The 23291-nt window shown below is 58.9% G+C and carries 21 protein-coding genes and 1 tRNA gene; 20 read left to right on the plus strand and 2 right to left on the minus strand.

Going from position 1 to position 23291, the window contains the following annotated elements; translation table 11 throughout:
* Nucleotides 1-24: 24 nt before the first annotated feature.
* The 6 genes from ACR0DJ_RS06445 to ACR0DJ_RS06470 all read left to right on the plus strand — a co-directional run bounded on the left by ACR0DJ_RS06445 (nt 25) and on the right by ACR0DJ_RS06470 (nt 5575).
* Nucleotides 25-1911, plus strand: coding sequence for a PhoX family protein (locus ACR0DJ_RS06445; protein WP_480684284.1), 1887 nt, complete (start codon nt 25-27; stop codon nt 1909-1911).
* A 247-nt stretch (nt 1912-2158) separates the two neighbouring features.
* Nucleotides 2159-2455 carry a virulence factor gene (locus ACR0DJ_RS06450; protein ID WP_117868895.1) on the plus strand — a complete coding sequence of 99 codons (297 nt, stop codon included), beginning with the start codon at nt 2159-2161 and terminating at the stop codon, nt 2453-2455.
* Between the two features lie 25 nt (nt 2456-2480).
* Nucleotides 2481-3407 carry a methylenetetrahydrofolate reductase gene (locus tag ACR0DJ_RS06455; RefSeq protein ID WP_257600766.1) on the plus strand — a complete coding sequence of 309 codons (927 nt, stop codon included), beginning with the start codon at nt 2481-2483 and terminating at the stop codon, nt 3405-3407.
* A 9-nt stretch (nt 3408-3416) separates the two neighbouring features.
* Nucleotides 3417-4478, plus strand: a complete 1062-nt coding sequence (locus ACR0DJ_RS06460) for a methyltetrahydrofolate cobalamin methyltransferase (RefSeq protein WP_170344199.1) — start codon at nt 3417-3419, stop codon at nt 4476-4478.
* Between the two features lie 125 nt (nt 4479-4603).
* Complete coding sequence (locus ACR0DJ_RS06465; RefSeq protein WP_257600765.1) at nt 4604-5431, plus strand: polyphosphate kinase 2 family protein; 828 nt, start codon at nt 4604-4606, stop codon at nt 5429-5431.
* 70 nt (nt 5432-5501) lie between these two features.
* Nucleotides 5502-5575 (plus strand) — tRNA-Gly (locus ACR0DJ_RS06470).
* Between the two features lie 124 nt (nt 5576-5699).
* On the opposite strand, the gene ACR0DJ_RS06475 is transcribed toward ACR0DJ_RS06470, so the two are convergent.
* Complete coding sequence (locus ACR0DJ_RS06475; protein WP_257600764.1) at nt 5700-6722, minus strand: LacI family DNA-binding transcriptional regulator; 1023 nt, start codon at nt 6720-6722, stop codon at nt 5700-5702.
* A gap of 134 nt (nt 6723-6856) precedes the next feature.
* Between ACR0DJ_RS06475 and ACR0DJ_RS06480 the strand changes: the two genes are divergently transcribed.
* From ACR0DJ_RS06480 to ACR0DJ_RS06530, 11 genes are all read left to right on the plus strand, one after another.
* Complete coding sequence (locus ACR0DJ_RS06480) at nt 6857-7042, plus strand: hypothetical protein (protein ID WP_170344203.1); 186 nt, start codon at nt 6857-6859, stop codon at nt 7040-7042.
* A 23-nt stretch (nt 7043-7065) separates the two neighbouring features.
* Nucleotides 7066-8211 carry a TRAP transporter substrate-binding protein gene (locus ACR0DJ_RS06485; protein ID WP_171362834.1) on the plus strand — a complete coding sequence of 382 codons (1146 nt, stop codon included), beginning with the start codon at nt 7066-7068 and terminating at the stop codon, nt 8209-8211.
* Between the two features lie 111 nt (nt 8212-8322).
* Nucleotides 8323-8835 (plus strand): TRAP transporter small permease, encoded by a 513-nt coding sequence (locus tag ACR0DJ_RS06490; RefSeq protein WP_170344207.1) that lies wholly within the window; start codon nt 8323-8325, stop codon nt 8833-8835.
* Between the two features lie 11 nt (nt 8836-8846).
* Nucleotides 8847-10175, plus strand: a complete 1329-nt coding sequence (locus tag ACR0DJ_RS06495; RefSeq protein WP_480684289.1) for a TRAP transporter large permease — start codon at nt 8847-8849, stop codon at nt 10173-10175.
* A gap of 12 nt (nt 10176-10187) precedes the next feature.
* Nucleotides 10188-11495 carry a histidinol dehydrogenase gene (gene hisD / locus ACR0DJ_RS06500; RefSeq protein WP_170344211.1) on the plus strand — a complete coding sequence of 436 codons (1308 nt, stop codon included), beginning with the start codon at nt 10188-10190 and terminating at the stop codon, nt 11493-11495.
* Entirely contained in the window at nt 11488-12249 is a 762-nt protein-coding gene (locus ACR0DJ_RS06505) for an SDR family NAD(P)-dependent oxidoreductase (RefSeq protein WP_480684291.1), read from the plus strand. The genes hisD and ACR0DJ_RS06505 overlap by 8 nt, the downstream gene beginning before the upstream one ends.
* On the plus strand, nt 12246-13226 hold the full coding sequence (locus tag ACR0DJ_RS06510; RefSeq protein WP_170344213.1) for a zinc-dependent alcohol dehydrogenase: 981 nt from the start codon (nt 12246-12248) through the stop codon (nt 13224-13226). The genes ACR0DJ_RS06505 and ACR0DJ_RS06510 overlap by 4 nt, the downstream gene beginning before the upstream one ends.
* Before the next feature lie 23 nt (nt 13227-13249).
* Nucleotides 13250-13660: a universal stress protein gene (locus ACR0DJ_RS06515; protein WP_170344215.1), complete on the plus strand. Its 411-nt coding sequence runs from the start codon at nt 13250-13252 to the stop codon at nt 13658-13660.
* 49 nt (nt 13661-13709) lie between these two features.
* A complete protein-coding gene (gene comD / locus ACR0DJ_RS06520; protein WP_117868908.1) occupies nt 13710-14216 on the plus strand; it encodes a sulfopyruvate decarboxylase subunit alpha in 507 nt (168 codons plus the stop codon).
* Entirely contained in the window at nt 14213-14767 is a 555-nt protein-coding gene (comE, locus tag ACR0DJ_RS06525) for a sulfopyruvate decarboxylase subunit beta (RefSeq protein WP_480684294.1), read from the plus strand. Before comD ends, comE begins: the two co-directional genes overlap by 4 nt.
* A complete protein-coding gene (locus ACR0DJ_RS06530; protein WP_480684296.1) occupies nt 14767-15882 on the plus strand; it encodes an alpha-hydroxy acid oxidase in 1116 nt (371 codons plus the stop codon). Before comE ends, ACR0DJ_RS06530 begins: the two co-directional genes overlap by 1 nt.
* Nucleotides 15883-15925: 43 nt before the next feature.
* Here the strand turns inward: ACR0DJ_RS06530 and ACR0DJ_RS06535 are convergent, their stop codons facing one another.
* Nucleotides 15926-17971: an ASKHA domain-containing protein gene (locus ACR0DJ_RS06535; RefSeq protein WP_480684771.1), complete on the minus strand. Its 2046-nt coding sequence runs from the start codon at nt 17969-17971 to the stop codon at nt 15926-15928.
* A gap of 216 nt (nt 17972-18187) precedes the next feature.
* Here ACR0DJ_RS06535 and guaB point away from each other — a divergent pair, with 216 nt between their 5' ends.
* From guaB to ACR0DJ_RS06550, 3 genes are all read left to right on the plus strand, one after another.
* Entirely contained in the window at nt 18188-19636 is a 1449-nt protein-coding gene (guaB, locus tag ACR0DJ_RS06540; protein WP_480684298.1) for an IMP dehydrogenase, read from the plus strand.
* Nucleotides 19637-19728: 92 nt separating this feature from the next.
* Complete coding sequence (locus ACR0DJ_RS06545; protein WP_480684300.1) at nt 19729-20886, plus strand: RsmB/NOP family class I SAM-dependent RNA methyltransferase; 1158 nt, start codon at nt 19729-19731, stop codon at nt 20884-20886.
* Nucleotides 20887-20995: 109 nt separating this feature from the next.
* On the plus strand, nt 20996-23287 hold the full coding sequence (locus tag ACR0DJ_RS06550) for an ATP-binding protein (RefSeq protein ID WP_480684301.1): 2292 nt from the start codon (nt 20996-20998) through the stop codon (nt 23285-23287).
* The last annotated feature ends 4 nt before the right edge of the window (nt 23288-23291 follow it).

Below are 23291 nucleotides of genomic sequence, written 5' to 3' on the forward strand. Positions count from 1 at the left end.
TTACAGCCAGGTATGGAGATTGCCATGAAAGACGATCACACCCTTTCTTTTGATGAATACGATGAAATCATAAGCCCACGACCCGAAGAATGTGACTTTGACCGCGTTGTCGAGCGTGCGTTGTCGCGTCGCGGGTTTATGGGAGGCGTTCTGGCGATGGGCAGTTTCGCTGCCGTTGGCGGCTCGGTTCTGCCGACAGGTGCCCGCGCGGCGGCGGACCGTTTCTCGTTCGAGGCGATTCCGGTTTCGACGGCGGACGAAGTGACTGTGCCTTCGGGCTACAAGGCCGAGGTCATGGTGCGCTGGGGTGATCCGCTGTGGTCGGACGTTCCGGAATTCGATCATGACACCCGAGGCACGGCGGCCAGTCAGGAACGCGCATTTGGTGACAACACGGATGGCCAGGATGTGTTTTTCCACGACGGCCATGTTCTGCTGGTGGTGAACAACGAATATACCAACCGCGGCATTCTTTGGGGCAACAATCCGGACGCCAAGCCAGCATCCGATGACGACATCGCAAAGGGCATGATGGCGCATGGTGTCACGATCGTGGAAATTGCGAACACCGATGGCAAGTGGGGCATCGTAAAGGACAGCCCGTATAACCGCCGCGTTACACCGCAGACCGAAATGACCATCACGGGTCCGGCCGCCGGTCATGACTTGATGAAAACCGCCGCCGATCCGTCCGGCACGACGTGCAAGGGAACATGGAACAATTGCGGAAACGGCATGACACCGTGGGGCACGTATCTGGCCTGTGAAGAGAACTTCAATGGTTACTTCTCGGCTGAGGATGAAAACCACGAGACAAGCCCGGAACTGAAACGCTATGGCGTATCGGCCAGCGATTGGGGCTATGGCTGGGCCAAGATCGACGACCGTTTCGACGTCTCGAAAAACCCAAACGAACCGAACCGTGCCGGTTATGTCGTCGAGATCGATCCGACCGATCCGGCATCGACACCGCGCAAGCTGACAGCACTGGGACGCTTCAAGCACGAAAACGCCGAAGTCATAGTGAACAACGACGGTCGTGTCATCGTTTACATGGGCGATGATGAACGCGGCGAGTTTCTTTACCGCTTTGTCTCGGAAGGGGTTTATGCCGCTGGTGTGGATACCAACGCGCTGTTGGAGAAAGGCACACTTTCGGTTGCCAAGTTCAACGACGACGGAACCGGTGAGTGGCTCGATCTGACACCTGAAACCACCGGGCTTGCATCGCAGGCCGAGGTTTGCATCCACACCCGTCAGGCTGGTTCGGCGGTTGGAGCAACCACCATGGATCGTCCCGAGTGGGTCGCGGCCAATCCAAACGCGCCCGAGGTTTACTGTTGCCTGACCAACAACAAGAACCGTGGCGTCAAGCCGAATGCAGGGGGCGACGATACCTCGACCAACGGCCCGAACCCGCGGGACAAGAACCATTACGGTCAGATCCTACGCTGGCGTCCGGATGGCGGCGATCATGCTGCGGCTGGCTTCGGCTGGGATCTGTACGTGCTGGCAGGCAATCCCACGGTCCACGAAGACGCCTATGCCGGATCCGAGAACGTGAACGCCGACAACATGTTCAACTCGCCCGACGGTTTGAAGTTCGACAGCAATGGCTTGTTGTGGATCCAGACCGATGGCAATTACGGCAACGAAGGTGACTTTGCCGGTCAGGGCAACAACCAGATGCTGGCAGGTGACCCTGTCACCGGTGAAATCCGCCGCTTTCTGGTTGGACCGAATGGATGCGAGGTCACCGGTCTCAGCTGGTCGCCGGACCGTCGTACGATGTTCGTCGGCATTCAGCACCCGGGCGAAAAAGGCAACAGCCACTGGCCTGAAGGCGGTGACTCGGTGCCGCGTTCGGCCATTGTCGCCATTACCCGCGAAGATGGCGGTCTGGTCGGCTAAGGCCATTTGACCCATCACTTCTTGCCTCGGGCGGTTTTTCCCGTCCGGGGTTTTTCTTTTTCATGCAGCGCTTTCATAGTGACGATGAGAATTATGATATGCGCGTTTGCCGGAAAACTGGTTACAAGCCCGATACACCACCGTGGGCAAAAACGTCGCTGGAAAAGCGCCGTGTGTCGAAAACCGACCGACCCAGGCCTACATTGAAGTTTAGAACCGGCCCATCGGGTTAGGAGGAATCACAGCAATGCCTGACGTCACCATCGTGTATTGGCGCGACATTCCCGCTCAGGTCATCGTCGGCAAAGGCCGTCGTGGCGCAAAGCGGCAGTTGGAGGAACGGTTTGAACAAGCCATCGACCGTGCCGCGATGAAGGTGAACGCCAAGGACAGTGATGCCTATCTGGCCGAATGGCGCAAAGCCGAACCTTTCGCGGTCGAAGGCGATCCTGCCGAGATTGCCGAAGCCGAAGCTGTGCGTCTGGAAACGGAATACGATCAGGACCGCGTCAAAGCGCTGATCGCCAATGACGGTTGGGCATGAGCCCCAGACTTTATGGGAGGCCGAAATGGCTTTGCTGAACTTCAAGAAACGTGATGCGGTCGAAAACGGCCCAGTAAATCCGACCGTCGAAGCCTTTTTGCAAGGCTATTCGATCGAGGTCATGCCGCGTACCGCCGAAAAGGTCGATGACTTCCGCGCGCTGTTGCCCGAGGGGACACGCGTTTACATCGCCCATATCGAGGGCACGCCGATCGAAGACATGGTCAAGACCGCCAAGCGGATCGCGGCGGAAGGTTACCCTGTCATGCCGCACTTCCCGGCTCGGATCATCAAGGATGCGGCGACGTTGGAAAACTGGATCGCCATGTACCAGGGCGAAGCAGGCGTTGAACAGGCGTTGTTGCTGGCCGGCGGTGTCGCCAACCCGCACGGCGATTTCGACAGCTCGATGCAGCTGCTTGAAACCGGTCTGTTCGACAAGGCGGGCTTCAAGCGCCTGCACGTGGCGGGCCACCCCGAAGGCAACAAGGACATCGACCCGGACGGTTCGACCAAGAATGTCGATGACGCGTTGCGCTGGAAGCAGAAGTTCAACGAGACCACGGATGCCGAAATGGCGCTGGCAACCCAGTTCGCCTTTGACGCCAAGCCGATCATCGCCTGGGCCGACAGCCTGAAAGAAGCGGGTATCGATCTGCCGATCCATATCGGAATCGCGGGTCCGGCCAAGCTGCAAACTCTGATCAAATTCGCCATCGCGTGTGGCGTTGGCCCGTCGCTGAAGGTTCTGCAAAAGCGCGCCATGGATGTCTCCAAGCTGTTGCTGCCCTACGAGCCGACCGATGTCGTGACCGAACTGGCCAACCACAAGGCGGCCAACCCGGATTTCAACATCACCAACGTACACTTCTTCCCGCTGGGCGGGATCAAGACCAACGCCAACTGGGCGATCAATAACGGCGGCGCTTCGGCAAAGCCTGTAAACTCCTAAGGAACGGACATGACCCGAACAGTCGTAGAATCAAAAACAAAAACAGCCGTCCTGGGCTTTGACGAACCGTTCTGCGTGATCGGTGAGCGGATCAACCCGACAGGCCGCAAGAAACTGGCCGCCGAGCTGGAAGCGGGCGATTTTTCGACCGTTGAAAAGGACGCCTTGGCTCAGGTGGCAGCTGGCGCGACCGTACTGGATATCAATGCGGGCGTTGTCTACAACTCGAATCCCAACCCGAACGAGACCGAGCCGCCGCTGATGCGCCAGATCGTCGAACTGGTTCAGGGTCTGGTTGACGTGCCGCTGTGCATCGACTCGTCGGTGCCGGGTGCGTTGGAGGCCGGTCTTGAGGCGGCTGAAGGGCGTCCTCTGCTGAACTCGGTCACCGGCGAAGAAGAGCGTCTGGAGCTGGTTCTGCCGCTGGTCAAGAAGTACAACGTGCCGGTTGTAGCGATCTCGAATGACGACACGGGTATTTCGGAAGATCCCGATGTGCGTTTCGAAGTGGCCAAGAAGATTGTCGAGCGCGCGGCTGATTTCGGCATTCCCGCGCATGACATCGTGGTCGACCCGCTGGTCATGCCCATCGGTGCGATGGCAACTGCTGGTCTGCAGGTATTCGCTCTGGTCCGTCGCTTGCGCGAAGAGCTGGGCGTAAACACCACCTGTGGTGCGTCCAACGTGTCGTTCGGCCTGCCAAATCGCCACGGCATCAACAACGCTTTCCTTCCAATGGCGATGGGTGCGGGCATGACCTCGGCAATCATGAACCCTGTTGCGTTGCCTGTAGGGCCCAAGAAGATCGCAGAGAAAAAGGCCGAGATTGAAGCCAAGGGTGTCATTCTGCCTGCGGACATGGATGATGAAACCTTCTGCCAGCTGTTCGGTCTTGGCTCGACCAAGCCGCGCGCCGGTAAGGAAATGGAGGCCATTCGCGCCGCCAACCTGCTGACCAACAACGACCCGCATGGCGGTGAGTGGATCCGGTTCAACAAAGCACCGGACGAGGCGGGCGCCGCCGGTGCCGCCGGTGGCCGTCGCGGTGGTGGCCGTCGCCGCCGCGCCTGATCTGAAGGACACGGACAGCAAAGGCCGGGCACAGCGCCCGGCCTTTTCATTTGACCCTGATCAATGTCGAATTTGCAGAAGGCTTCAGGATATCCTGATCCAGGATGCATCGATCAGGTGGCAGCATGAGTAAACATCACCCCCCAAAACTCTCGGATGCGGATCTGACCAGGAAACTGGACAAAAAAGCCTACTTTGGTCAGTTGGTCGAATTGCAGACAAGATTGGCCAGAATTCAGCAAGCCTATCTGTTTCATGGGCTCAAAGGTGTGTTGGTGTTCGAAGGTTGGGACGCTGCCGGAAAAGGCGGAACCATTCGCAGGATCAGTCAGGCCCTGGACCCGCGCAGCTTCAAGGTCTGGCCCATCGGCGCGCCTCGGAACTACTATCTCAACCGGCATTATCTGCTGCGGTTCTGGGAACGCCTGCCGCCTTCGGGAGCGATTTCCGCTTTCGACCGCAGCTGGTATGGTCGGGTTCTGGTGGAGCGGATCGAAAAACTGACCCCGGAAACACGCTGGCGGGCCGCTTATCAGGAAATCAATGATTTCGAACGAATGCTGGTCGATGACGGGACTCGAATCGTGAAACTGTTTTTCCACATTTCACAGGAAGAGCAGATGCGCCGTTTTACCGAGCGTCTGACCAATCCGATGAAACGCTGGAAGTTGACTTACGAAGATTTCAGAAACCGCAAAAAATGGGATGTCGCTGAAGTGGCCGTGGATGAAATGCTGGCACGGACGTCGACGGAAGTTGCGCCTTGGCACGTGATCCCGTCCAACAACAAGAAATATGCGCGGATCACAGCCATGAAGGCCATTGTTGACGCGTTTTCAAAAGGGGTGGATCTGAACCCCCAGCATCTCGATCGCCGAACTTTGGAGGCAGCAGGCGCCGCCTTGGATGTCGACCAGTCCCTGATCGACAGCCTGCGGGCCCGAACCGAGTAAGAAACCGAAAAAAGTTGGTTGCGATCCGGGTTGAACGTCTGGTTGTTCTGGTGCTATTTCATCTTACAGGGCGGGTATGATGTAATGGTAGCCTGTCAGCTTCCCAAGCTGAACGCGCGGGTTCGATTCCCGCTACCCGCTCCAGCAACGATCTGTAAAGTGCTGTTAATCAATCAAAAAGATGACGCCGCGTGGCTTTCCACCACCTTTACGGATCTAACCGGCGCATGTTTCCGTGGATCTGCTCAACGGGTTGATAAAGCCGGCGCTACCTGTTGAGGCCAAGCAGAGACTCTCTGCCTACGATGCGGGTCGGCAGTTCGACAGATTTGCCCGGTGCGTTGGATTCGATCATCTGTATCAACGCCAAAGCAGCCTTGCGTCCCATGTCACGATGAGGAACATGGACAGTTGTCAGGGCAGGGGCGACGATGCGCGCAAGCTCGATATCATCAAATCCGGTGATCGATACATCTTCGGGTACCCGAAGTCCCATCTGCTGAGCTTGCCGCACCGCACCAACTGCCAGAACGTCGTTGCCGCACAAAACCGCGGTCGGCGGGTTGTCATTCGACATGAGATGCTTGAATGCCTCGGCACCGTTTTCAATCTCGTACGAGGTTTCGATCACGACCAGATCGTCTTGCGAAAGGTCATGTCGGGACATCGCGTCTTTTATCCCCTGGATCCGCAGGCGCGCACGGTCGTTGCCCTTGCTGATGCCTGAAATCGTTGCCAACCGCGTATGGCCTAATTCGATGATCTTGCTTGTCAAAGCCTCCATCGCCCGTCTGTTGTCAAACCCGACGGACGGTATTGGTTCGTTTGGCAGGAAGGACCACGCGACCAGGGCCGGCACTTTACGCCTTTCGAGATAGTCGTAGATTTGCGCGTCACGGTCATGCCCGATCAGCAACAGCCCGTCGGCGCCCCGCGCAACCAGCGTTCGGATCTGTTCTTCTTCTGCGGCCGGTTGATAGGCCGAGCTGGAGACCAGCAAGGTGTAGCCCTGTTTGTGAATCTCCTCTTGGAACGCCTGCAACCCCCTTGCGAAGATTGCATTTTCCATCGTCGGGATTATCGCGCCAATCGTGAAAGAACGCCGTGCAGCCATCACGCGTGCTGCAAAGTTCGGCGTGTATCCCAGGGAGTCCACGGCAGACAGAACACGTTTCCGCGTTGCCTCGACCACCTGTTGCGGGGTGTTCAGGCACCGTGACACGGTGGCAGTGGAAACGCCTGCTGCCTTGGCAACGTCATCCAGCGTCGGTGCGGACCGATGTTTTGACATTCTCGAACTCTCAATTCCGGTTCGCCTAAGTTAGTCGCATTCTTCCAAGGATGAAAGCGTTTATGTAAGCGCTTGCATTTATGATGTAAGCGCTTACAAAGGTATTTGAGCCGATTCTGAAGGGAGTCCCGGAAATGTATCTCGCTGCATCAGTCATCGTTTTTGCGATCTATTTCGCAAATGTCGCTTTGGGTGCTTTTGCGAGCAGCGCGTTTCTTGGCGACGTTGGAGAGATGTTGGTTCTGTTCGCGGCTTCGATCCTGTTCGTTGTCGCAATTCTGAAAAAGGAAGCTGACCGGAACGCACAAGACGGCAGCTGAACTTTTGCTTGGGAGGGCAATTGATGAAAACCGACAAGACCGAACTGGCATCGGCCGAGCGCCGCAATTTTCTGAAACTGAGCGCCAGTGGCGCGTTCACGGCCGCAATGGTGGCTGGGGCAGGGGGCGTTTTGTGGTCTTCCGAGGCCGCCGCGCAGACCGCGAAGGAAGAGAGCGAGCGTGAAAAGGCCGCAGATCACGTAATGACCGTGGCCACGGCCTATGTGCTTGGCGCGTCGCGCAGCTATCCGATCATGCAGTTGGACCTGAAAGAAAACATTCAGAACGCCACAAACGGCAAGGTCTATGTCAAACTGGCCCCCGGCGGTCAGCTTGGTGCGGGTGGCGCACTGGTCCAGAAGGTGCAGGGCGGCACCATTCAGGCCGCGCAGCATTCGCTGTCGAATTTCGCGCCGTTCGCGTCGACAGTCGACCTGATCAACATGCCGTACCTGTGCGGCTCGAACCAGCGTTTCACCAACCTTGTCCATTCGGACACGTGGAAAAATGAGGTTCACCCCAAGGTCGAGGCCGCAGGATTCAAGGCCCTGTTCTATGTAAACATCGACCCGCGCGTGGTTGCGGTTCGTCAGGGCGGCAATGCCGTGCTCACCCCCGGTGACATGAGCGGGATCAAGTTCCGCGTGCCGGGATCGAAGATGCTGCAACAATACTACCGGATGGTCGGCGCCAACCCGACGCCGGTAGCCTGGGGCGAGACCCCGTCGGCCATCAAGCAGGGCGTTGCGGATGCGCTCGATCCTTCGGTTGGCGCGCTCTATGTCTTCGGTTTCAAGGATATCCTCAGCCATGTGACCTTCACGCAGGCGGTGCCGGACAGCCAAGTTTATTCCTGTAACCTGGAATGGTTCAACTCGATGCCTGCCGATGTACAGGAAGGCATCATGTGGGGATCGGAAATGACCAGCCACCAGAACCTGTCCAAGGTTCCGTCGGCCCGCGCCTATGCCATGGCCGAGCTGAACAAGGCCGGGGTGCAGTTCCATTCGCTCAGTGACGATCAACTGGCGGAATGGCAGGATGCAGGCGGGTATCAGAACGCCGATTGGGATCCGTTCAAGATGGAACTGGCCGGATCGATGGAAAACTTCGAAAAGCTGGTCGAAGCCGCCGGTACTCAAGGCAAATATTACGTCCACGACGCCTAAGGCCCAAGCCGTGGACGCCTGACAGGCGTCCACGAACTTTACATTCAGTCAGCCCGACAACATCCCGCCAAGCTAGGCGTGGGTCAGGCTGTATCTGCGCCGGAGGATCAGATGACCATTCTTCAAAACATAGACCGGAACGCAGAGCGCTGGTTGCTGCTGGTGTTCTACGTGATGCTGGTGATTACCATGGCCATCGAGGTGCTGCGGCGCGAGATTTTTGCCTATTCGTCGATCTGGGGCGAGGAAATTGTCCGGTATTCCTTCATCTACCTTGCCTGGATTGGTGCCGCGGCTGCGGTGAAAGAGCGGGCGCATATACGGATCGATGTGATCATGCACTACATCGGGCCGCGCCCCAAGGCGGTGCTTTATATTTTTGGCGATCTGGTGATGTTCGGCGTGGCGATCATCGCGCTCTACTGGTCGTATGAGGCGGTTCATGTTTCGGCCAAGTTCGGCTCGGTCACGGATGGGCTTCGGGTCTCGAAAGTCTGGTTCCTTATGGCCGTGCCCACTGGATTTGCCCTGATGATATGGCGGCTGATCCAATCCTTCCTGCGTGACCTGAAATCACTTCGTGACGGCACCCCCGTCTTCGAAGGCGACAAGCTGTTTGACTGAGGAGAATACGGATGCTTTGGAATTCCCTCAATCAAACCGTTGAACTGGGCTGGGATTTTTACCTGCCGGTGATCCTGTTCGTAGGCCTGATCGCCTTGGCCGTGCCCGTTTGGGCCGCCATAGGAACAGCGGCGATCGTGATGCTGATCATGTCCGGTGATCTACCTCTCAGCCTGGTCGGAGAAAGCCTGTTCACAGGTATCGACGCATTTGCCCTGACCGCGGTACCCTTGTTCATCCTGACCGGTGACGTTCTGGTGCGGACCGGTCTGTCGCGCAAATTCCTGGACGTAGCCGAGGCGCTGACCTGCTTCGCCAAAGGCGGGTTCGGGTCGGCCACGGTTCTGGTCTGCGGTATGTTTGCCGCGATTTCAGGGTCGGATGCTGCCGGGGCGGCGGCGGTTGGTCGGATGACCATCAACCGGCTGGTGGAAAGCGGATATCCGCGTCCCTATGCCTGTGCTCTGGTTGCGGCTGGTGCCTGTACCGGCATCCTGATCCCGCCTTCGATCGCCTATATCATCATCGGCCTCGTGCTGGGTATTTCCGCCTCGACCCTGTTTCTAGCAGCCTTGATCCCGGGTCTGGCCATCCTGGTGTCGATCCTGATCACCAACATCATCATGAACCGTCTTTACACCTATGAGGGCGGCGGCATGATGACCATGAGTGAATGGCTGGCCAATCTGGGCAAGGCGCTGAAATCGGGCTGGTACGCGTTCATCGTGCCGGGGATCATTTTCTACGGCATCTTCTCAGGTCGCCTGACCCCGACCGAAGCCGGCGCAACCGCCGTGGTCGTCACCATCATCATGGGCTTCATCCTGCGCACACTGACGCTGGCGGACTTTCCATCGATGCTGGTCAGTTCGGCCAAGGTGAACGGAGTCATCCTGCCGATCATCGCCTTCTCGGCACCCTTGGCCGAAGCACTGGCGATCATGGGCGTGCCACAGGGCTTCGTGGCCTCGGTCACGTCGCTTACCGATGATCCGTATCTGTTGATCTTGCTGATGATCGGCATCCTGATCGCAGCGGGCTGCGTCATGGAGACAACGCCGAACATCGTGATCCTGGCGCCGATCCTGAAACCGCTGGCCGACAATATCGGCATGAATGAAATCCAGTTCTGCATCATGATGATCACCGCGCTGGGTGTGGGCTTCATCACGCCGCCGCTGGGTCTGAACCTGTTCGTCGTATCTGGCATTACCGGTGAGTCCATTCTGAAGATTGCCGCTCGGGCCATTCCTTTCGTACTGACCATGCTGATCGTGGTGATCCTGATCGCCTACGTGCCTGCTGTGTCGACCACACTGCTTCCTGAAATCTACCAATAGGACCTGCTGAACATGCCTCGTGAATATTTGAAAAAGGCGACTTTAACCGCTCAATCACATGCCTCAGAGGTGCATGATACGGTCAAGACCATCCTTGCCGATATCGAGGCCGGTGGCGATGCCAAGGCGCTGGAATACGCCGTCAAGTTCGACAAGTTCGAAGGAAACGTCCTGATGACGCAGGACGAGATTGATGCTGCCATCGCGCTGGTGCCGGAAAAACTGAAGGCCGATATACGCTTTGCCCATGACAACGTCCGACGCTTTGCCGAGACGCAGAAGGCTACCGTGTCGGACGTACAGATGGAGATCGTTCCCGGTTTCGTTGCGGGGCAAAAGGCGATCCCGGTGGATGCGGCAGGATGCTATGTTCCCGGTGGGCGCTACAGCCATATCGCCAGCGCGATCATGACGGTGACAACGGCCAAGGTCGCCGGGTGCCGTCATATCACCGCCTGTTCTCCTCCGCGACCGGGCGAAGGTGTTGCGCCCGCGATTGTCTATGCCGCGCATATCTGCGGAGCCGACAGCATTCTGGCCATGGGCGGTGTACAGGGCGTGGCTGCCATGACCTATGGTTTGTTCGGTTTGCCGCGCGCCAATATCCTTGTGGGGCCGGGCAACCAGTTCGTGGCCGAAGCCAAGCGCATCCTGTACGGCAAGGTTGGCATCGACATGATCGCGGGTCCGACCGACAGCCTGATCCTTGCCGACAGTTCCGCGGACGCCCATGTGGTGGCAACCGATCTGGTCAGTCAGGCAGAGCACGGGTACAATTCGCCCGTCTGGCTGGTAACGGATGATCGCGACCTTGCGCAGAAAGTGATGGAGCTGGTTCCGGTTTTGATCGACGATCTGCCAGAGCTGAACCGCGAAAACGCCTCGGCCGCGTGGCGCGACTATGCCGAAGTCATCGTCTGTTCAGACCGCGAAGAGATGGCCGCCTGTTCCGATGAATATGCACCCGAGCACCTGACGGTTCAGGCCGAGGATCTGGATTGGTGGCTGGATCGGCTGACGTGTTATGGCTCACTGTTCCTGGGTGAGGAAACCACCGTGTCCTATGGAGACAAGGCGACCGGGACGAACCATGTTCTGCCAACGTCCGGTGCGGCCAGCTATACCGGCGGTTTGAGTGTTCACAAATACATGAAGATCGTCACCTGGCAGCGGGCCACGCGTGAAGGTTCCAAATCGATCGCCGAAGCAACCGCCCGGATTTCCCGACTGGAAGGAATGGAGGGTCACGCCCGTGCAGCGGATGTGCGTCTTGCCAAGTATTTCCCGGATGAAACGTTCGACCTGACCGCCGATGGATGACCCGCGCGCATTGTTTGACCTGACGGGCCGGGTGGCCTGCATCACCGGCGCCAGTTCGGGGCTGGGGCGGCAGGTGGCGCGGACACTTGCCGCAGCCGGCGCGCGTGTTGTCGGCGTGGCCCGGCGCAGCGACGCGTTGGCGCAGATGCAGGCCGAAATCGGCAACAACGCAGAAGCGGTGGTCGCCGATGTTTCGGATCGTGACGGAATGGGCGAGCTGGTGCAGACGATCAATTCGAAGTTTGGAGCACCGGACATCATTGTACATGCGGCTGGGGTCAACACACGCGAGGCTGCCGACGATGTTACTCCTGAAGGATGGGATACCACGCTTGCACTGAACCTCAGCGCGCCGTTTTTCCTCAGTCAGGCCATGGTGCCCGAAATGAAAAGGAAGGGGTGGGGGCGTATCGTCAATTTCGCCTCGCTGCAAACAACGCGCGCGTTTCCGGGCGGCATTGCCTATGGGGCCACCAAGGCCGGGATCGGGCAACTGACCCGCGCGATGGCCGAGGCCTGGTCGCCCTTTGGCATTACCGCCAACGCGATCGGTCCGGGGTTCTTTCCCACTGAACTGACGCAGGCCGTGTTCGACGACCCCGAGCGCGCAGAGCGGAACGCCGCTCAAACCTGCATTGGGCGCAATGGACAGATGCAGGACATCGATGGACCGATCCTGTTTTTGTGCTCGAACGCGTCCGGCTATGTCACGGGGCAGGTTCTTATGGTTGATGGAGGGTTCACGGCCAAATGAAGGCGCTGGTTTACCAAGGTGTGGAACAGATGGTGTTCGGTGAGGTGCCGGATGCCGAGGCCGGTCCATCCGAACATTTGATCCGGATCGAGGCGGTCGGCATCTGTGGATCGGACATGCACGCCTATCTGGGACACGATGCGCGTCGTCCGGCACCGCTGATCCTTGGGCACGAGGCGGCCGGTGTGATTGTTGATGGGAAACGCGCCGGTGATCGTGTGACGATCAACCCGCTGGTCAGCTGCGGTCAATGCGCGGCCTGCCTTGCCGGCCGGGAAAACCTGTGCCCGGATCGCCAGATCATCTCGATGCCGCCGCGCGAAGGGGCGTTCGCGCAATACGTCACCATGCCTGCCAGCAATCTTGTCGAAGTTCCGGAAGATATATCGTTTGCCAAAGCCGCGCTGGCGGAACCGCTGGCGGTAAGCTGGCATACGGTCCGGTTGGGGATCGAGGCGCTGCATCCGGCGATGGACCGTCGCGCACTGGTGATCGGCGGCGGGGCCATCGGCCTTGCGGCGGCCTTGGCCTTGCGGGCAATGGGCGTCGATGACGTGACAATCGCGGAACCAAATGAGCTGCGTCGGACTTACCTGGCGAAAATCGAAAGCTTTGCGCTGGTGGGTTCAGCCAAGGGGACTTACCCGTTGGTCATAGATGCCGTGGGCTATGCCGCGACGCGGTCGGTTGCCTCGGCCATGGCCGAACCGGGGGGCGTGATCGCGCATGTGGGGTTGGGAGAGGATGCCGGTGGTCTGGATATTCGCCGGATGACCTTGCAGGAAATCACATTCATCGGGACTTACACCTACACCGCCAAGGACTTTCGCCAGACGGCTCAGGCGATCTTTGACGGGCGGCTGGGGGCTCTGGACTGGATCGAAGAACGAGCCCTGGCCGACGGCGCGCAGGCGTTTTGCGATATCCGATCTGGCGCCGTGGCCGCACCCAAGATTATCCTGAAACCCTGGGGATAGAACTGACAGAACTGGAGACCTTCATGTACACGAAAATACTGGTCCCGTTGGCTTTGGATCACGGCATATCGCAACACACGCTGGAAATCGCACGGGCCTTGTCAGGAAAGGGCGCGGAAATAATTGCGCTGCATGTCTACGAGATGCCTCAGGGATCGGTCAGCGCCTATCTGGACAAATCGGTTGTCGCCGAAGGTTTCGAACGGGCCCGTTTGCAATTGCTGCAAAAAATCGAGGGGCTTGAAGGGGTCACGGCCGAAATCGTCAAAGGCCATACCGCGCGGTCCATCATCGATTATGCCAGCAGCAAAGATGTCGACTGTATCGTAATCGGCTCGCACAAACCGGACCTGAGCGACTACTTCCTTGGATCGACCGCTTCGCGCGTCGTCCGCCATGCCCCCTGTGCCGTGCACGTGCACCGAAGGGCGTGAATTCCTCAATCGCGCGTCTAGCGCCCCAAACAGGACCAAAAGCTGGATCATGAACATAGACAAGAAGATCACCGACGATCTGGTGGCGAACGATATCTCGTTTGTCACCACTGTCCCGTGCAAGCAATTGGCAGGTGTCATCGCGGAAATCGATGAGCGTGATGGCATCTATCACATTCCGTCCAACAAGGAAGACGAAGGGATGGGCCTGTGTGCAGGGGCGTGGATGGGCGGCAAGCGTCCCGCGATCATCATGCAGAACACGGCCATTGGCGTGACGATCAACACGCTGGCGACGCTGATCCAGTATTACCGGATGCCGCTGCCGATGCTGATCTCGTACCGGGGCGAACTGCGCGAGCCCATTGCCTGCCAGGTTGAAATGGCGGTTCACACCAAGGCGCTGTTGGCCCAGCTGAACATCCCCACCTACCACTTCCACCATCAGGCGGATGTCGAGGAGCTCGACGCGATCCTGAAATACACATTCATGTGCAACAAGCCGGTCGCCATCCTGACCGACGCCAATTTCTGGGGAGGCTATGGCGACCAATGATCCGTTCTGAAATACTAAAAAAAATCGCCCCGATCCTGCGTGATCAACTGGTTGTCTGCAACATCGGCATTCCCAGCCAGGAACTGCACGCCATCGACGACCAGCCGAGCAATTTCTACATGCTGGGGACAATGGGCCTGGCGTCCTCGATCGGTCTGGGGCTTGCGCTGGCCCAGCCTAAACCGGTGATCGTCATTGATGGGGATGGCTCGATTCTGACCAATCTGGGGACGTTGCCGACCATCGCCAACAACGTGGCAGACAATTATATCCTGCTGATTGTTGACAATGGTTCGTACGGTTCGACCGGCGATCAGCCGACCTATGCCGGGCAAAAGACCTCTCTGGCCAAAATGGCCGAAGCAGCCGGGTGTGAGCGCGTGATCGAATGTGCCGCCGAAGACACCGGACGCGTGCTGCAAGAGGCGCTGGATGCCAAACAGATGACCATTGTCGTCAGCAAATGTGAAAGCGGCAACGCCAAGATGCCGCCGATCACGATGGATCCGGTCGTCATCCGCGACCGATTCATGAAGGCCGTTCAGGCCTGATGGGCGCAAGCGCCATCCACAGTGCCGAGGACGCCCGCCGCCTGGCGCGGCGGCGTCTTCCGTGGATGGTGTTCGACTATATTGATGGTGCAGCCGGGGCCGAGATGGGTGCCGGTCGCAATCGGTCCGCTTTGGATGCAATGACCTTGCGCCCGCGTATCTTGCGCGACGTCAGCGAAAGATCTCTGGCAAGTTCCCTGTTCGACCGGCCCGCGGAACGCCCGTTTGGTATCGCGCCGATGGGCATGTGCAATTTGTCCGCGCCGGGGGCCGACTTGATGCTGGCCCGCATCGCAGCACGCCATGAAGTGCCGCTTGGGGTTTCGACTGTCGCCTCGACCGCGATGGAGGATCTGATCGTCGAAGCTGAAGGCCATGCCTGGTTTCAGCTGTATTTCAGCGGCGATGGCAGCGGCACGTTCAAGCTTGTCGATCGCGCCAAGGCTGCGGGGTATGAAACACTGGTGCTGACCGTGGATGTGCCCGAGGTTGGACGACGCCCGCGCGAGTTGCGCCATGGGTTCAAGATGCCCTTCAAAATGGGTCCCAAGCAGGTGATGGATTTTGCCTTGCACCCGCGGTGGTCCTTGCCGGTGCTGCTGAAAGGCAAGCCGGAAATGGCGAATTTCCTGATGGATGGCTACGATTTCGACCGGACCGAAAGCCGCGCCAAGGCCACGTGGGAGACATTGGCCCGCCTGCGCGACCAGTGGGCCGGGAATCTGGTGGTCAAAGGCATATTGGATGCAGACGACGCGCAAAGGCTCAAGTCAGCGGGCGTGGACGCCATTCAGGTCTCAAGCCATGGTGCACGCCAGTTGGAAAGTGCGCCCGCGCCAATCACGGTTCTGCCCGAGATACGCAAGGCCGTCGGTCCGGATTTTCCGCTTTTCTACGACAGTGGGTTGCGGTCGGGTGAAGACGTTCTCAAGGCACTTTCGAACGGGGCGGACTTTGCCTTTTTCGGTCGTATCCTTCAGTTTGCAATAGCGGCCGAAGGCGAAGCGGGCCTTGAACAGCTATGGTCGGTACTCAGCGAAGAAATGAGCATCGCCATGGCCCAACTAGGCGTCACGTCGCTGGACGAGGTCCGACGCAACGCCTGTTATCGGTGAGGACAATGACCCGAGGTTTCCCACGGGTCACTGAACTGTCGGTTTAACCGCGGCGCCTGCGACGACGTCCGCCACCTGCTTCGGTCTCGCCGCCGGTGTTGAAGCTTGGGTTGGGCAGTGTGACAACCTGGGCCAGTTCCGGGAACGGGTCGGTCTTGTGCGGGATCGCATTGGCGGCCACGAAATGATCCTGAAACTTCGGCTCGATGGCGGTTTCGATCTTGGTGATCTCGCGCACGACGCGTTCGATCTCGGCGCGCGATCCGATATTGCACAGCGCGATACGCGCGCCGGTACCTGCGGCGTTGCCCGCGCTCGAGACTTTCTCCAGCGGCGCATCGGGTATCATCCCCAGCACCATGGCGTGTTTGGTCGAGATATGCGCGCCGAACGCACCGGCCAGAACCACGCGATCCACCTTTTCGACGCCCATTTCGTCCATCAGCAGGCGTGCGCCTGCGTACAATGCGGATTTCGCAAGCTGAATGGCACGGATGTCACCCTGCGTGACGGTGATGCGGGGGCCGCCTTCGGCGCTGGCGTCGTGGATCAGATAGGCGTGTGTGCGACCTTCGGGCACGCAGCGGGCCGTACCGGTCTGTTCCGCCGATCCGATCAGACCACTTTCGTCCAGCAGGCCAGCGATACGCATCTCGGCCACTGCCTCGATTATACCCGAACCGCAGATGCCGGTGATCCCGGTCGTGGCGATATCCAGATCAAAGCCCTCTTCGTCGGACCATTTATCGGACCCGATGACGCGGAACCGGGGTTCCTTGGTGACGGGGTCGATCTCAATCCGTTCGATGGCTCCGGGCGCGGCGCGCTGGCCCGAACTGATCTGAGCGCCTTCGAAGGCAGGCCCGGTAGGCGAGGAACAGGCGAGCACGCGGCTGGTATTGCCCAGCAGGATTTCAGCGTTGGTGCCCACGTCGACGATCAGAACCAGATCTTCGGACTTGCCGGGTTCTTCGGACAGGGCCACCGCCGCGCAGTCCGCGCCCACATGGCCCGCGATACAGGGCAGGATATAGACCTGCGCGCGTGGGTTCATAGTGGTCAGATCCATCTCGCGCGCGGGCAGGGAGATGCTTTCCGACGTTGCCAGTGCAAACGGCGCCTGACCCAGTTCCACCGGGTCCAGCCCCAGCAGCAAGTGATGCATGACCGGGTTGCAGACGAATACCGTTTCCACGATCAGAGAGGCATCGATGCCCGCCTCTTCGGCAATCGACGTGGCCAGGTCATTGATCGCCTCGCGCACGGCCCTGGTCATCTCCTGATCACCGCCGGGGTTCATCATGGAATACGAAACACGGCTCATCAGGTCTTCACCGAACCGGATCTGGGGATTCATGAGGCCGGAGGATGCCTTGACCTCGCCGGTTTCCAGATCGGTCAGATGCGCGGCGATGGTGGTCGATCCGAGGTCGATGGCCAGACCATACAGCCCGCCTTCATGCAGGCCGGGCCAGATTTCGACGATACGCGCCACGCTGTCCTTGTGACCTTTGTGGACCGCCACGGTGACTTCCCATTTGCCCTTGCGCAGAACCGGTTGAAGTTTGGACATCAGCGTCAGGTCCGCCGTGACGGCATCAATGTCCCACTGCTCGCGCAACGCCCGCTCGAGCCGTTCCAGATCGCCGGTGGGCGAATGCATGTCGGGTTCTTCCACCACAACGAAATAAAGGCGCGTGGCCGGGTCCATCGTGATGGCACGCGCGGCGGCCGCCTTGCGCACGACCTGCCGGTGTACCTGGCTTTCCGGCGGTACGTCGATCACCACGTCGCCCTGAACCGAGGCCTGACAGCCCAGACGGCGGCCCGGTTTCAACCCGCGCTTGTCGTCATAACGCTGTTCGACGGCGTTCCATTCGCTCAGCGCGCCCTCGGACACCGTGACGCCGTGCTTGGGAAATTCGCCATAGCTGGGTGTGATCTGGCACTTTGAACAGATGCCGCGGCCCCCACAGACCGAATCCAGATCCACCCCCAATTGACGGGCCGCCGTCAGTATTGGGGTGCCGACGGGGAAGTGCCCGCGTTTGCCGGACGGGGTAAAGACGACAAGAGGGTCGGTGGTCATCAGTGACATACCTTTTCATATTCGCGCGTATGCCGGGCAAGATATGGGTTTGAGCGAAAAGGGAAAGGCCATCAGCGGCACGATCTGCACAACGAGCGTCGTTTTCTTCCACTGCATCGACAGCCAGAGCCAAAGAGTTGCCCCCAAGGGCTTTTCCTTTGGTTCAATCCGTGTAATAGGGTCACCGCCAAACGGGCTTTTGCATGGGGTATTCAGATGCAGATTCGTGAGGCACTTACCTTTGACGACGTTCTCCTGGTTCCGGGCGCATCTTCCGTGCTGCCGGCAACGGCGGATACGACCACGCGTGTGACGCGCGAGATCACCATGAACATCCCGCTGCTGAGTTCGGCCATGGACACCGTGACCGAGGCGCGAATGGCCATTGCCATGGCGCAGGCGGGCGGCATCGGTGTGGTACACAAGAACCTTTCGGTGGAAGAACAGGCCCGCGAAGTCCGCCGGGTCAAGCGGTTCGAATCCGGTATTGTCTATAACCCCGTGACGTTGCGGGTGGATCAGACATTGGCCGACGCCAACGCGCTGGTACAGCGCTACAACTTCACCGGTTTTCCAGTCGTCGACGAGCAGGGCCGCGTGGTGGGTATCCTGACCAACCGAGACATGCGCTTTGCGAACTCGGACGATACGCCGGTACACGCGATGATGACTTCGGAAAACCTGGCGATGCTACAGGAACCGGCCGATCTGGAAGAAGCCAAAAGTCTGATGCGGGCGCGCCGTATCGAAAAGCTGCTGGTTGTCGATGGCGAAGGCAAGCTGACCGGTCTTCTGACGCTGAAGGATACGGAACAGGCCGTTTTGAACCCAACCGCCTGCAAGGACCGTCTGGGTCGCCTGCGGGTCGCTGCGGCGACGTCGGTCGGTGATGCCGGGTTCGAACGGTCCGAACAATTGGTGGATTCGGGTGTCGACATCATCGTCGTCGATACGGCGCATGGTCATTCTCAGGGCGTGCTGGACGCTGTGAGGCGGGTCAAGGCCCTGTCGAACGAGGTTCAGATTATTGCCGGGAACGTTGCAACCGGCGAGGCGACCAAAGCGCTGATCGATGCTGGTGCCGACGCGATCAAGGTGGGCATCGGCCCGGGGTCGATCTGTACCACACGGATGGTGGCGGGGGTTGGTGTTCCTCAGTTGACCGCGATCAGCGATTGTGCGGCAGCAGCGGGCGACGTTCCGGTCATCGCGGATGGCGGTATCAAGTTCTCGGGTGACTTTGCAAAGGCGATTGCCGCCGGGGCATCCTGTGCCATGGTCGGGTCGATGATTGCAGGCACCGACGAAAGCCCGGGCGAGGTGATTCTGTATCAGGGTCGTTCGTTCAAATCCTATCGCGGGATGGGCAGCCTGGGCGCAATGGCGCGCGGATCAGCCGACCGCTATTTCCAGAAAGATGCAGCCAATGACAAGCTGGTGCCCGAAGGCATCGAAGGGCAGGTGCCCTACAAAGGCTCGGCCAGTGCCGTGATCCACCAGCTGGTTGGTGGTTTGCGCGCGGCGATGGGATACACCGGCTGCGCCACCATCGAAGAGATGCGCAAGAACTGCAATTTCGTGAAAATTACCGGCGCCGGTCTGAAGGAAAGCCACGTGCACGATGTTCAGATCACCCGCGAAAGCCCGAACTACCGGGTCATGTAAGCCATCCAGCAAGACACAAGGCACCCGCGAGCGGGTGGCATTTTACCAATTGGATCGGCCAGCCGGGCCCATTTCCGCCGAGGTATTCCACCATGACACCCGCCGCCCGTGTTCAGGCCTCGATCGAAATTCTGGATGATATTCTGGCTGGCGCGCCGGTCGAAAAAGCGCTCACCGGCTGGGCGCGACGCAGTCGTTTCGCAGGGTCCAAGGATCGGGCGGCCATTCGCGATCACGTATTCGACGCGTTGCGACGCAAGCGCTCGTACGCAGCGTTGGGAGGGTCCGACACCGGGCGTGGTTTGATGATCGGTGCGACCCGTGCGTCAGGCGGTGATCTGGCCGAGTTGTTCACCGGCAACCGTCACGCTCCGATGCCGGTTCAGGAAACGGAAACGGCGCGGGATTTCGCGTCCGAGGCCGAGAGATATGACATTCCGGAGTGGCTGTGGCCTCGGTTCGTTGACTCTCTGAAGGACGCCTTGGTTCCTTGCGCGATGTCATTGCAGAACCGGGCGCCCGTTCATCTGCGGGTCAACTTCCTTAAAACCGATCTGGGCGGGGCCATCGACGCCTTGAAGTCCGAGGGTATTGTCGCCCATCCGGTTCAGGTATGCCAAACCGCCCTTGAAGTGACAGAGGGGGCCCGGCGCATTGCCCAAAGTCAGGCCTATGCCCGGGGCCTGGTCGAGCTTCAGGACGCTGCAAGCCAGGCGGTTGTGGCCGCGCTGGATCTGCGGCCGGGAATGAGCGTTCTGGATTATTGCGCGGGTGGTGGCGGCAAGGCGCTGGCACTTGCAGCGCACGAGGGCGTCGAAGTGTACGCACATGATGTGAACTCCGGCCGCATGAAAGATATTCCGACGCGGGCGGAACGAGCAGGCGCAAAGATAACCATCCTCAACTCCGATGACCTTTCAGATGTTGATCCGTTTGATGTGGTTTTGGTTGATGCGCCGTGCTCTGGCAGCGGATCTTGGCGAAGGGCGCCAGCCGGAAAATGGGCCTTGACCGAGGATCGCTTGCGGGACCTCACCACCATTCAGGCCCGGATTTTATCCGACATTGTTCCTTTGGTGCATCCGGGCGGCCTGCTGGCTTACGCAACCTGTTCGGTTCTGAACGATGAAAACGGCGTGATCATAGACGGTTTTCTGGATCATTTTTCCCAGTGGCGGGAAACCTACCGGAAAACGTGGCACGTTACACACGAATCTGATGGGTTCTTTACGTCGCACTTGACGCGCTGAGCTTTTGGCAAATAACAACCTTGGGTAGATTGTCGCTTTCCAAACGCCGTTAAGCGGGAATTAACCTATTTTGGCCGTTATAGCCGATAACTTTGCGCCCGAGCCGTTTATGTCTGACACAGCAGAATTTTTCAGCGACCCATCTCTTGCCCACACGCCCCCGACATCTCGTCTTTGGTCGTTGGTGGCGGTGGCGTTGTTGATCGGCATTGCGCCCTTGGTCGGGTTGCTGCCACCGGATTGGACCACGGGCATGATGGTCGCGGGGATTTCGCTTTTGATTGTGGTATTGTGCGTCCTGATCAAAGGCCAGGTCGCCGCCAGACACGCGCAACAAACCACTGCCGTCATGGCCGCTTTTGCAGAACAGGAAGAGTCACCCTTCCTGATCGCAAATGCTTATGGCGACATTCTGGCGTCCAACGCATCAGCGCGGGAACAGTTCGGCGCGGCGAAAGGAGCCAGCCTTGAAAGCTGCCTCGGTTCGACGTTCTCGACCCCTCAGGTGATTTTGTTGAGGTTGCAATCTCAGGCCCGATCCTTCGGTCGGGCCCGCGAAGACTGCGTGATCAGGGGAAACACAAACAGTGTCACCGTGTTTCAATTGGCTCCCGACATTTTTTGCTGGCGGTTTCAACAGTCAGAACAGGAAAGCTGGCAGTCTCTCAACCTGCCGGTTCTGACCATCGGATGCGTGGATGACGTGGTGTGCCCGAATCCGGCGGCGAAAAAGTTGCTTGGGCCGCGTCCCGAACGGGTTCGCGACATCTTCGGTGATGTTGACCCCCAGGTCGGAGCCTCAAACATTATCAAGTCACAGGACGGGTTGATTCCGGTGGCTGTGACGGAACTTTCCCGATCCAGCAAGGAACGAAGCCTTGGGTTGGTGCCGCTCATTGAAACTCAGGCGCCCGGGGCCAGCACGTCTTTTGCAGATCTTCCGGTTCCGGTTCTCACCCTGTCTCCGGCGGGGACCATTCTGAATGCCAACAGGTTGGCGAACAAGTTGCTGGGAAATGAAAACCTGGAAGGCACGAACATAGCCGACATCATGCGGGGTATGGGGCACCCCATTCTTGATTGGCTGGCGCGGACAGCCGCGCAAGAAGATGCGCAACGATCCGAGTTTCTTCAGTTGACCCGAAAAGACAAGGAGGTCTTCGTACAGGTCACGCTGAGCCGTGTCGTTGTCGATGGCAAGATCTGTCTTATCGCGGTCCTGAATGATGCGACCGAGTTGAAAACTCTGGAAGCTCAATTTGTCCAAGGGCAGAAAATGCAGGCTGTGGGTCAATTGGCCGGCGGGGTCGCGCATGATTTCAACAACCTGCTGACGGCCATTTCCGGGCACTGCGATCTGCTGTTGTTGCGCCACGATCAGAATGACCCGGACTACGGGGATCTGGTGCAGATCAATCAGAACGCTAACCGGGCCGCTGCGCTGGTCAGCCAGCTTCTGGCATTCTCGCGCAAACAGACTCTCAGGCCCGAAGTTCTGGATTTGCGTGACACGATCTCGGACCTCATTCACTTGTTGAACCGGTTGGTGGGCGAGAAAGTTCTGCTGACCCTCAGCCATGATCCGGTATTAAAGCCGGTTCGGGCGGACAAACGGCAGTTGGAACAGGTGTTGATGAACTTGGTCGTCAACGCGCGCGATGCCATGCCGGACGGGGGCGAAATACGTATCGAGACCGAAGTGTTGAACCTGTCGCAACCGCTCAGCAGGGACAGGGCGACCGTCCAGCCAGGCGAATATGTTACGGTCAGGGTAATGGACAGCGGCGTGGGAATACCTGCCGACAAACTGCAAAAGGTCTTCGAGCCGTTCTATACGACAAAGCGTACGGGCGAGGGTACAGGGCTTGGGCTTTCAACGGCCTATGGCATCGTCAAGCAGACGGGCGGTTTCATCTTTGTCGACAGCACGGTGGGCCGAGGCACTGAATTCACCGTTTTTCTACCGGTTTGCGCCACAGTGGCAGAGGCGGAACAGCATTCTCCGGCGCAACCCGAATCCCAAAGTGCCCGGCAAGGAGAGGGCGTCGTGCTTTTGGTTGAAGACGAAGCGCCGGTCCGCGCCTTCGCAACCAGGGCTCTGCGGCTCAAGGGCTATACCGTGCTGGAGGCGGATTCGGCCGAGGAAGCACTGCGGCTTCTGGAGGATCCGTCTTTGAACGTCGACGTATTTGTGACGGATGTGGTCATGCCCGGCATGGATGGGCCGACCTGGGTGCGCAAAGCTCGGGAAACACGCCCGGACGCCCGCGTGGTCTTCGTATCGGGTTATACGGAAGGTGCCTTTGGCGATTCAGAACCCGAGATCGCCAATTCGACCTTCCTGCCCAAGCCGTTTTCTCTCAACCAGTTGACCGAGGCGGTTTTCCAACAATTAAACTGAACAT

Source organism: Ruegeria sp. BF10 (assembly GCF_056538725.1).